General features: G+C 49.7%; 11 protein-coding genes. 7 read left to right on the forward strand and 4 right to left on the reverse strand.

Annotation, left to right across the window (positions count from 1 at the left end):
• Positions 1-12: 12 nt before the first annotated feature.
• Complete coding sequence (locus tag C0081_RS11220) at positions 13-924, reverse strand: LysR family transcriptional regulator (protein WP_101533926.1); 912 nt, start codon at positions 922-924, stop codon at positions 13-15.
• Positions 925-1,569: 645 nt separating this feature from the next.
• Between C0081_RS11220 and C0081_RS11225 the strand changes: the two genes are divergently transcribed.
• The 7 genes from C0081_RS11225 (at position 1,570) to C0081_RS11255 (ending at position 9,722) form a co-directional block, all read left to right on the forward strand.
• Positions 1,570-2,415 carry a beta-keto acid cleavage family enzyme gene (locus tag C0081_RS11225; RefSeq protein ID WP_101533927.1) on the forward strand — a complete coding sequence of 282 codons (846 nt, stop codon included), beginning with the start codon at positions 1,570-1,572 and terminating at the stop codon, positions 2,413-2,415.
• Between the two features lie 75 nt (positions 2,416-2,490).
• The gene (locus C0081_RS11230; protein WP_101533928.1) at positions 2,491-3,663 is read left to right on the forward strand and encodes a thiolase family protein; all 1,173 of its coding nucleotides are present in this window, start codon (positions 2,491-2,493) and stop codon (positions 3,661-3,663) included.
• A 2-nt stretch (positions 3,664-3,665) separates the two neighbouring features.
• Positions 3,666-4,316: a CoA transferase subunit A gene (locus C0081_RS11235; protein WP_101533929.1), complete on the forward strand. Its 651-nt coding sequence runs from the start codon at positions 3,666-3,668 to the stop codon at positions 4,314-4,316.
• An 11-nt stretch (positions 4,317-4,327) separates the two neighbouring features.
• The gene (locus C0081_RS11240) at positions 4,328-4,972 is read left to right on the forward strand and encodes a 3-oxoacid CoA-transferase subunit B (protein WP_101533930.1); all 645 of its coding nucleotides are present in this window, start codon (positions 4,328-4,330) and stop codon (positions 4,970-4,972) included.
• Between the two features lie 295 nt (positions 4,973-5,267).
• Complete coding sequence (locus C0081_RS11245) at positions 5,268-6,596, forward strand: MFS transporter (RefSeq protein ID WP_101533931.1); 1,329 nt, start codon at positions 5,268-5,270, stop codon at positions 6,594-6,596.
• A 347-nt stretch (positions 6,597-6,943) separates the two neighbouring features.
• Positions 6,944-7,939, forward strand: coding sequence for an enoyl-CoA hydratase/isomerase family protein (locus C0081_RS11250; RefSeq protein ID WP_101533939.1), 996 nt, complete (start codon positions 6,944-6,946; stop codon positions 7,937-7,939).
• Positions 7,940-8,291: 352 nt separating this feature from the next.
• Entirely contained in the window at positions 8,292-9,722 is a 1,431-nt protein-coding gene (locus tag C0081_RS11255) for a carbohydrate porin (protein ID WP_180966850.1), read from the forward strand.
• Positions 9,723-10,079: 357 nt separating this feature from the next.
• Here C0081_RS11255 and C0081_RS11260 read toward each other — a convergent pair whose 3' ends face one another.
• The 3 genes from C0081_RS11260 to C0081_RS23220 form a co-directional block, all read right to left on the reverse strand.
• Positions 10,080-10,376, reverse strand: coding sequence for an addiction module antidote protein (locus C0081_RS11260; RefSeq protein ID WP_101533933.1), 297 nt, complete (start codon positions 10,374-10,376; stop codon positions 10,080-10,082).
• A gap of 2 nt (positions 10,377-10,378) precedes the next feature.
• Complete coding sequence (locus C0081_RS11265; RefSeq protein ID WP_101533934.1) at positions 10,379-10,672, reverse strand: type II toxin-antitoxin system RelE/ParE family toxin; 294 nt, start codon at positions 10,670-10,672, stop codon at positions 10,379-10,381.
• A gap of 122 nt (positions 10,673-10,794) precedes the next feature.
• Positions 10,795-11,030: hypothetical protein (locus C0081_RS23220; RefSeq protein WP_180966851.1), on the reverse strand; the 236-nt coding region annotated here is incomplete at its 5' end.

Raw genomic sequence — 11,030 nt, forward strand, 5'->3', positions numbered from 1 at the left:
TCCTGCTTGGACCTATTCATACCCCGGGCGGTTGCAGAGAAAGCTCTTCAGATCGGACATGAAGGTTTCAATGCTTGGATTTTTATTCTTGGGATCCCAAATCAGTTCCACATTGAAGCGGCAATCTTTTTCTTCAATTTCAACCAGCGTCGCGTTTTTACCAAGCAAATAGCTTTGATGCTTGGGTAACAACACCACTGCCGATTCATTCAGTTCGAGATTAAAACAGCAAGTCGACAGGTTATGACCGACGATATCTGGCCCGTAATTCAGACCGTATCGCTCCAGAAAATAGCTGTTGCAATCGCCAGCCAATGGAGAGGTCTTTTTGTCGACGCCGATCAGGGGCCAGCTTGCAAGCTCGCGAATGGATACTTTTTGCTGTTTTGCCAAAGGATGGTTTTTGTGAACAGCAAGGCAAAGAGGGTCCTTGAAAAGCTCCAAATGGCGAAAGCTGTTGTCGCTCTGGTGGCGATCTGGCCGCACAATAAAACCAAGGTCGCACTCGCGTCTATCAATCGAGCCTGGGATGGCATCCAGTTCGGTGTCTCGACAATCAATTGAAATCGCTTCGTGATGTTTTCTGAAATGAACAAGAAAATCCGAAAAGAACTCCCGCGTTGCAGCCCCAAGAAACATAATGGATAGAGAGTGCTGGCTCTTGCCTAAAGACTCGCGAATAACCTGAAAAGCCGATTCATACTGGCCAATGATTTTTTCCGCTTCTTCGGCAAGCAACTTTCCTGTTTTGGTGAGTTCAACTTGGTGGGTGTTGCGATCAAGGAGCTTGGTGTCAAACTGTTCTTCAAGGTATTTCAGATGCCTGCTAAGAACTGGCTGCGTCATACCAAGTTGCTCCGCAGCTCTGCTGAAGTTGAGAAGTTTGGACAAAACCAAATACTCGCGGAACAATCGAATTTCCATGCAACCTCCCTAAGAATGCGACGTGATCCATAGCGTATTTCTTGATGGACGCTCATTTTTCAGCTGGTACCAACGAGCATAGACTTGATGCTCAGGCACTTCCATCCCTTGAATGAATCGCATTTGCCGTAAGGGGTTTCAACAGCAGATACGGTTTGCTTCGCCGTTTTCCCCGAATGATAGCGATTGATCCACGCATCAGACGCAAATTGATGGTGGCATGCGGCGTCAGGGTGGCGCAGCAGTTGCAAGCCCTGTTCAAATTGTTTTGTTATGCCACGCGCAAATAATTCAAATGCCAAAAAAGAATTACCACTATCAATATCAATATTTTATAATAATCATAACGGAAACTACAGCTTACGGGAAATTTAAATTCAAGTTCAATTAAGTATAAGTTGATGGAAATTCCATTTTTATTTGGTTGATCGATGTTTTAATCATAACGATTTGTCTTTGCGAAAACGAACATTGTGTTCAAAAATGTTTACCGCGACGAGCGACAGATCTATGGGAACAGTCATCTATCCCAAGATTACTCAATAATTTCAATAGTCTGAGCTGCAGAAACTTCCGGATGGTTTCTTGTCGTGCGCGATGAGTTGACCAAGTTTCAATCCATCAGGAACAATATGAGCGAGTCATATGAGCATACAGAATAAAGTAATCATCTCGGCGGCACTCACCGGTGCAATGACCCCCAAAGATGCCAACGAAAATATCCCGCTGACACCTGAAGAAATTGCGCAAGATGCATATCTTTGTTGGAAGGCGGGTGCCGCGGCTGTTCATCTTCATATGCGGGATGACGAGGGTTTGGGGACCATGGACCCGGCGAAATTTGCCAAAACCATTGAACTTATTCGCGCTTATGATGATTGTGACGTTGTCATCAACTGCACTACATCGGGAGATCATCGAGCCAACGATGATCAGCGCATGGAAGCGGTCCGTACGGTCGATGGTATTGAAATTGCCTCCTATGATGCAGGCTCTTTCAACTGGATGCCTGGTGGGATCTTTGCCAACTCACCCAAGTTTCTGGGCGAATTGGGCGAAGCGATGATCGACCGCGGTGTCAAACCCGAAGTCGAGATTTTCGACGCTGGCATGCTGGGCGTTGCTGACTATTTTGTCGGAGAAGGCAAAATCAAGGCACCGGTCCACTATCAGCTTTGTCTGGGTGTGCTGGGTGCAATGCCTGCCACGGTGGAGAATCTGCTGTATCTGCAATCCAAGTTGCCGAAAGGTTCCACTTGGTCGGCCTTCGGTATCGGACGGGCACATATGCCGATCCTTTACACAACACTGGCACTTGGTGGTCATATTCGTGTTGGTCTGGAAGATAATATTTATTTCTCCAAGGGCGTCAAAGCCAGCAATGAACAGCTTGTGAAACGGGCTGCCGATGCCATCCGCGTGTTTGGCAAAGAGACAGCTAGTTCTTCAGAAGCCCGTGCAATCCTCAGCCTTAACCCATTGAAACGTTGATTGTTTCAGTCAGGCAGCTGCTTTGGCACTGCCTGACTATTGCCCGTCTCGTCTAGAGGACGGTGGAGAAAAGTAATGAAAGAAGCAGTCATTGTTTCTGCTGTGCGCACCCCGGTTGGCCGGTGTCGAGGCAGTCTGGCCTCGGTTCCCGCCCATATGCTGGGTGCCGCAGTGGTCAAGGAAGCGGTCAAACGAACAGGTATCGATCCTGAACGCATCGACGATGTGATTTTTGCCAACCTGATGAACGCCGAAATTAACAATATGGGCCGCATGGTTGCCCTTGAAGCGGGGCTACCTATTTCGGTTCCCGGCATTACGCTGGACCGTCAATGTGCGGCCTCGCTGAATGCTTTGGCTTATGGCGCGATGCAGATTATGTCCGGTTTTGCCAATGTCATCGTTGCCGGTGGGGTCGAGAGCGATTCTCGGCGCACCTATCCGATGGAAAAAAGCGAAATGGCCTATTCGGTGACGCCGCCGAAATTTGCTGACATCCATACCGCGCCCGATCATATCGGCCACGTCAATATGGGACAAACGGCCGAGAATATTGCCGAACGTTTTGGCTTCTCGCGTACCCAGCTTGATGAATTTGCCGTTCGCAGCCACGCCTTGGCCAGTGCCGCCTATCAGGATGGTCGTTTCGATGCGCAGATTGTTCCCATCGAAGTGGCACAGCGCAAGGGTCCGGCCATCATGGTGGATCGTGATGAATCAGTACGCGCAGATTGTTCCGTTGATTCACTGGCCAAATTGCGCCCCGCCTTCACCCGTGATGGTGTGGTAACAGCTGGCAACTCTTCGCCCATGAGTGATGGCGCCGGAGCCATGGTGATCATGGAGCGCTCATTGGCCGAAGCGGCCGGGCTTGAAATTTTGGCTGTTTTCCGTGGCTATAGCGCGGCAGGTGTCGACCCCAATGTGATGGGACTTGGTCCAATTGCGGCGACCAATAAATTGATGAAGCAGACGGGCCTCAAGGTGAACGACATTGACCTGTGGGAGCTCAACGAAGCTTTCGCGGCGCAATCCATCGCCTGTATCCAGAAAATCGGCATGCCGCTTGAGCGGGTTAACCCCAATGGCGGCGCTTTGGCTCTTGGCCATCCGCTCGCCGGTACCGGTGCAATCCTGACCGCCAAAACTGTCTATGAGATGCAACGCAACTCAGCCATTAACAATGCTGTCATTTCCTTCTGCGTCGGCGGTGGGCAGGGTGTGTCAGTGCTTTTGACCAGGGATTGATCATGACTGGAAAAATACGTGCGCGCGACGAGATTGTCGCTCAGTTCAAAGATGGCCAGACCATCATGTGTGGTGGTTTTGCCAACCACGGAGTGCCAAACAATCTGATTGATTGTGTGTTGGAGAGCGGTGCCAAAAACCTCACGCTCATTTCTAACGACACCGGTGATGCCAACTTAACAGTCGGTCGGCTTGTCCATAACAAACGTGTGGACAGGGTCATTGCCTCCCATGTGGGCATGAACACAGAAACGGTTGCTTTGATCGAGGATGGCAAAATCGATGTGCAATTCTCGCCACAAGGCACCTTGATGGAAAGGATTCGCTGTGGTGGTTCCGGTCTGGGTGGCGTTCTGACTAAAACCGGCCTCGGCACCATCATGCAAGACGGCAAACAATTGATCGATGTGGCAGGTGAGCAGTATTTGCTGGAAACCGCCTTGCGCGCAGATATCGCCTTGGTGCGTTCCCGCATGGCTGACCCGTTGGGCAATCTTGCCTATCGCGGCACCTCGCGCAACACCAATGCTTTGATCGCACAAGCTGCCGATCTGGCCATTGTGGATGCTGACTTTCTGGTGGAAGTGGATGAAATCGGGGTCGACCGGATCGTCACGCCCGGTGTTTTCATTGACATGATTTTGGCTAAATAAGGGGACCTGAAATGGATATTCGTAATCGAATTGCCAAGCGCGTTGCCGCTTATTTTAAAGCTGGCGATGTGGTGAATCTGGGCATTGGTATGCCCGCGCTCTGTCCCACCTATTCCGATCCAACAGTGATGTTCCATACCGAGAACGGACTGATTGGTGTTGGCCCGGTGGCGCAAGGGGTGCGCAAGGTTGAGAATTTCTGTAACGCCAGCGGACAGGAATTTACCCCCCTTGCCGGTGCTTGTGCTTTTGACAGTGCCACGTCCTTCGCAATTGTCCGTTCCGGGCGTCTGGCAGCCACCGTTCTTGGTGCGCTGCAGGTTGCTGAAAACGGTGATTTGGCCAACTGGGCACGCCCCGGTTACATGGTTGGTATGGGGGGCGCCATGGACTTGGTCAGCGGTGCACCCAAGGTGATCATTGCCATGGAGCTGTGCACCAAAAAGGGCGCGCCTAAAATCTTGAAAGAATGCTCTTTCCCTCTGACCGGCAAGGGCTGTGTCAGCCACATCGTTACCGAACAAGGGGTGATTGATGTCACGCCTGACGGGCTGGTGCTGACGGATATTCTCGAAGGTGTTTCTCCTGAGGATATCGCCAGCAAAATCGAGCCCAATCTGCGCATCTCGGATGATCTCAAAATCATGGAGGCCTGAGTAAGGCCCGAGGGATGGCTGACAAAAACAGAGGCAAGCAACAACCATAACTTGACCTCAACAATGTGCCCAAGGCTCAGTCATTCCCCCTAAATGGGTCTTGGGCATATTGATCAACCGGCAGCACTGAAACTGCCGGCTTTTCAAAGACAAATTCTTTTCTGACCTGCTGTACCGAGCGACTGGATTGTCGCCTAGGTAAGCCGGTTTTTTATGTATGTGTGGCGAGGATGTTTGCGCCGGAATCCTCAAATAGGCCGCGGCTTTTGCAGTGGGCGCTATTGGGAGACAGGCGATGACTGAGGAGTCTGGAGCATTGACTGCGGAGCAGCCCGCAGGTGGGTCGGGAGTGTCGGCGTCGACGATAAAATCCGGCTTTGGCAAACGTCACTGGATGGTGATTTTCTTTCAAGGCATGTTGTTCTGGGTGGGGGCGGGATTGGTAACCCATGGTTTGAATGTGGTGTTACCGACCTTGTCTGCTGAATATAATCTCGATTACGCACAATTGCTGCTTTGGGCAACTCCTGCATCATGGGCCGGAATAGCTGCCAGTTATCTTTGCGCCAAGATGACGGAAAAATGGGGAGCAAAATTCACCATCCTGATTTGTGTTTTCTTTGCTGCGATTAGCTATGCCGCATTGGGTTGGGCAAGCTCGATAACGGCTTTCGTGATCTTTTTCTCGGGGGTGGCGTTCTTCGGCTCCGGTTTTGCCTATATTGCCGGACCGGCGCTGGTCGCCAACTGGTTCCCCATGAAGAAGGATCTTGCCTTTGGTTGGACCACCGTGGGGCAGAGCCTGTCTTCGGCCTTCTACGTGCCTGTGTTGGTGCTTTTTCTTGGCATCTTTGGCAGTCAATACGGCTTTGCCGGAATGTCCGCGATTTTGCTGGCTGTTTTTGTTCTGATCGCCATTTTCACCACAAACAAACCTGAAGAGATCGGCTGCTATCCCGATAACGACCCCGACTGGCAAGCGAAGCTTATAAAAAGCCAAGCCAAAGCAGAAAGTGCTGCTGCCGGTGCCAGCAAAGCTGTAGATCTGTCGACCGCGGGATTGCTGCGCAGCAAGGATATCTGGCTACTCGGTTTGGGTGCAGGTGGAGTGTATATCATTCTGGTCGGCGTCTTGAGCCAGTTGGTGCCTCGGTTGATTTCCATGGGCTATGATCTAAACACCGCAATTTTCTACATGAGCCTTTCCGCGTTGATAGGGACAATCGGGTCTCCTGTCTGGGGATGGCTTGCTCAGAGAATCAGCACCAAAATGGCCCTGATTGTTTATGAGGTTTGGTGGATTGTTGCCATTGTGTTGAACATGATCAGCAACGGCAATGAAATTCTTCTTTGGGCGTCGCTTGTGATGATCGGTCTCAGTCTGGGTGGTGCCACCAATTTGACGACTTCCGTTGTTGCCGGGAAATATCCCCGCGAAGCTTTTGCCAAAGCATTTGGTGTGGTGTCTCCCATTCAATCAGTGGTGCGTTGTTTTGCCTTCTCGATCCTTGCTTTTGGATTGAATTATCTGGGTGGTTATACCGGTGCTTACGCTCTGCTCGTTGGCATTGGTGTGATCACCATGATCCTCTATTGGCTGGTGGATCCAACACCGGTTGAATAAACAAAAGAACCATGATTTCCGCGAGGCAATGGCCTCGCGGTCACTGCATTTGGCCCATCAGCGCCCCATTTTTGATCTTCAAAAATTAGAAACGACTTAGACGTTGCGTTGGCAGACGCGATCTCGAATGCCCGTTGCTCCCGTACACGGCAATGGCCTTGGTTATAGCAATTCAACATAGCCGAAAAATGAAAAAGAATTTCTATCCCTTTGAAGCAAATGATATTTTGCCTTCACAGCAAGCAGAAAAGCTTGCGCATCGCTTGGTTTCTAATGGCGCTGGGAGGACCTCATTTCCCGAAATAATTGCGCTCGTAAAACTCGGTTTTCCAAAAGGAGTAATTGGAATGGTAATCAAAGCCAATTTTGAATCAGATCACAACAAACGCAAAGAGATGTCACACGAGGAATTGGGCACAATTCCACACATGAAACTTGAGGAATATGCAGAACGCCTGAAGCATTGCTTCACCATGAAGCGGAAAAACGGCATTCTCGAAGCCCGCATGCACACCAATGGCGGTCCAATCCAGTGGGGCGCTCCTTTGCATCAGGGCCTGCATTATTTCTTCAACTGGGCCGGTCGTGACCCGGAAAACGAAGTTATCATTCTGGGTGGTACAGGTGACAACCTGTTTGAAGGCATCGGCCGGATTGGTGAGGACGGTGAATGGTTGCCGTCTACCGAGTTTGCTTCCGCTCCGGAAGAAGCTTGGAAAATGTATGAATATCAGTATTACGATGGCACCAATGACATCGAAGGTCAGGTATTCGACATCGAAGTCCCAACCATTGGTGTTTGGAATGGCGCGGCCTTCCATACCGATCTGGTTCTCTTTAGCGATATCACCCTTTGTACCGAAGATGCATGGACCACTGAAATGCACTATCGTGTAAATATGGTCCCAGGTGATGGTATCCAGATTGCTTGGCGCGAACTGATGGGCCGCAAGCGTTTTGCCTATGCAGAACTGACCGGCGAAATCATCACCGCTCGTAAAGCCCTGCAGCTTGGTATGGTCAACGAGATCTGTGACGACACAGAAGCTTGTTATGATCGCGCTCAGGAAATCGCCGAATTGATCATGCGCACCGGTACTCGTGTAACCCGCCGCATGACCACTCAACAGCTGCGCAAACCTTGGAAAGAAGACATCTCCAACGAACTGCGCAACGCTTTTGCAACCGAAATGTTTGTGACTGCAACAGAACATTCCCCACATGAGATCGGTTATTGGGAATGGGCCAAGGAAGAAGCGGAACTGGTTAAAGCTGCTGAGAAAAAAGGCAAGGTCATTCGTCCCCGGATTGGCGGCGGTCAGGAAGAAGACGAAATCAAGTAAATATCTTTGCCTAGGCAAATGAAAATCTATTGATTTTAGCAAAATGAAAGGCGGCATTTGTAATCACATATGCCGTCTTTCTTGTGGTTGGAGCGCTATGGGCGTATCAGCCAAGCCATTTGCAAACGTCGGCTGGTTAACCGAGTGAAAAACCGGCTTATGTCTAAATGACATAACTGATTCAAATATAAGAATTTCACCCTTCATGTCTCCACTGGTACCTTGTCTTAATTCGCAAATTGAACATTTGAGCGCCTAAATGGCAGGCGCCAAATGACTGTATTCGTTGATGTGTCGGGAGGTTTTTACCTCCTTGGCTCCAGTCGAATTTCCGGTAAAGGAGGATATTCCGGTGGCTAGAACTAGCTCTAAATTTGTTCGCACTCAGGACAAGAAAACATTCCGAAAAACCGGCCATATTGTTGCGACTTGCGCAGCGCTTGGTTGCGTTGTCGGGCTGGGTGCTACACAAGCACTGGCGGCCGATGATAACGTGGAGACATCTTCTCCCAGCATCTTTTCAGGCTTGGTGGATTACCTCAATGGTCCTGGTGTTCCGGGGCCGCTTGCCCCTCTGGGCGAAAAGCTGCACGAGGTCGGTATCACACCACGGATCAGCATGCTCAACATTCTTCTTGCCAATCCCTCAATGGGGCAAGAGACCGGTAAGCATGAAAGAGTGACGATATTTAATCTCGGCTTTGATACAGATTTGGAAAAACTGGTTGGGCTTCCTGGCTCAACAGTCCGTTTCCAATCACTGTATGTGCCAGATCCTTTTAATATCGGAACGTTTGGCGCAGCCGCAGGCGACTCCTTCATTGGCCACTCTGGACCCTACATTCCAAAGCAGTGGCATCTTAATCAGCTGACTTTTGAACAGAAGTTGTTCGATGATCGCTTTGAAGCAGCGTTTGGTGTTGATAACGCCGGTAACTATTTTGGCAAGGCATTGTGCAATCAGTCATTTCTTTGCCAAGGCGCCAGTTTGCAGGATGGGGTTGGCATGAATCCTCCTCCTTATTCCAACTGGAGTGCGCGTGCGTCTTATGATTTGACGCCTGAATGGACCGCTCAAGTCGGCTTCTGGCGCGACAACTCGGCATTTCCATTCTCGACCGGTTGGGAAGGATGGAGCGGCAGCGTAACTGCACCGAATGGCGCTAAAATTGTTGATCCCAATTCGAGCCTCTATCTCGCCAATCTGGTTTATGAAACAACTGCGCAAACGGATCTCTATCCAAAACGCTACGAGGCAATGCTCTATTACAACGACGCCGAACAAACCAATCCCAATACTGGTGAGAAACATGACGGCACAAGTGGCATCTATATTGGTGGCCGACAGACGGTCTGGCGCCAAGATGAAACGCCGACATCGACCTCTCTTAGTCTGTATGCGAGCATGTATGCATCGTTTGATCAGGATAACAGTTTTGGACTAGGCAGCGAAGTTGATGCTGGCGTCATTCTGCAAGGTCCTTTTGAAAGCCGGCCGTTTGATAGCTATTCGCTGAAATTTGCCTGGAACCACCTGACAGACGATGAACAATCCTATCTGGAAGCACAAAACACCGGCACTTACACGGTAGGTCCGGATCAATTCATGATGGGCGTGGATGCCAACTTCATGTTGGCAGGCAACACAATTGTTCAGCCGTGGGCTAACTATACATGGAACGTCAACACCTTTGAAAATCCATCCTATTCCGGAGACCCAGATGACGGTTTCAGTGTCGGTGTAAACATGGTTCTGCTGCTCGACAAAGCACTCGGGCTTTGATGTTCAATCGATACCACAAGATATTTTGAGGTTCATGACCATCAGTCCAAGTTGGATCATGTCACAAATTGCACTCCGCCCCCTCTACTATTTGCGATAACGCACACTTCAAAAACATTCTTTGCCAAGTCCAAACCAACGCGTACAATTTCCATGGTATTTCTCCTATCCTAAATCTGACCCTAGCAGGATCGTCGATTGAAGGCGGCGGGGTCCATACCATTGGTTCCTGTTTAGCAAGGTTTTTTGACGCTGTGATCGTTGCGGGTTGAAATGGGGATTTTAGCCCCCCCTCCGATCGCAAGGATCGGAAGGGGAAGCATCGCGCCTGAAAGGCCGCGATAGGGGTTCTTTTTATTAAGAGGCTTGCTTAAAATCGTCTGTCTTCAACGTGTGGCCGATAGCATTCAAAACCTTGATAATGGTCGCTAACTCTGGGTTTCCTTTGTCACTAAGCGACTTGTAAAGGCTTTCGCGTGACAGGCCCGTTGTCTCAGCAATTTTTTTCATACCTATTTTTCTTGCTACGTTTCCAAGCACGTGAGCAATCAACTTACTGTCATTGCTGGCTAAGGCTTCATCAAGATACGCTTTGATTTCCTCGTCAGAGTTCAGATAGTCACAAACATCATATGGAGTTGTTTCGATAACCATTTCTAGTCCACCTCTTTCGCCATTTTTTTCGCTTTTGCGATATCTCTTGACTGGCTAGACTTGTCTCCTCCGCAAAGAAGGATAATGACGATATTGCCTTTATTCACGAAATAAACCCGATAGCCTTTGCCTTCGGGAATTCTCATTTCGCTGATACCGTCACCAATCGGCTTCACATCGCCAGCATTCCCCAATTCCAAACGATCAAGCCTGATTTGAATCTTGATCCTTGCTCTTGTGTCTCTGAGGTTTTTAAACCAATTATCAAATACAAGGGTTTTTCGAATTATCGTCATTTAAAAGTATCCTACAGGCTACTTTATAGCATCAAATCTCATAGAGATCAATTCAAGTGTGTCCCGTCGCGACAGAGCTGTCAGTCTCTAGGAGATCGCGACGGGACGGGCTTGATCATAGATCAAGCTGCGAGTTTGTCCTCCTTTCCTTCTTGGCTGGTTTCGGTCTGTGGTGCGTTGTAGCGGGTGGTAAGGCAATCAGGCACCCAAGCGGCGATACGCTCTTTAACCTCGGCTGAGAGGCCGTTGCGGTCCACTTCGTTGTTGAACAGGGCATGTAGGCGGGCAACCTTGTCGGCTTTCTTCATGGTGATAAATGGCGCGGCTGCGGGTTTGCCTTCAATGAAGCTTTTCACAT

The sequence above is a fragment of the Cohaesibacter celericrescens genome, assembly GCF_002866925.1.
In the GTDB taxonomy this organism is placed as follows: Bacteria; Pseudomonadota; Alphaproteobacteria; order Rhizobiales; family Cohaesibacteraceae; genus Cohaesibacter; species Cohaesibacter celericrescens.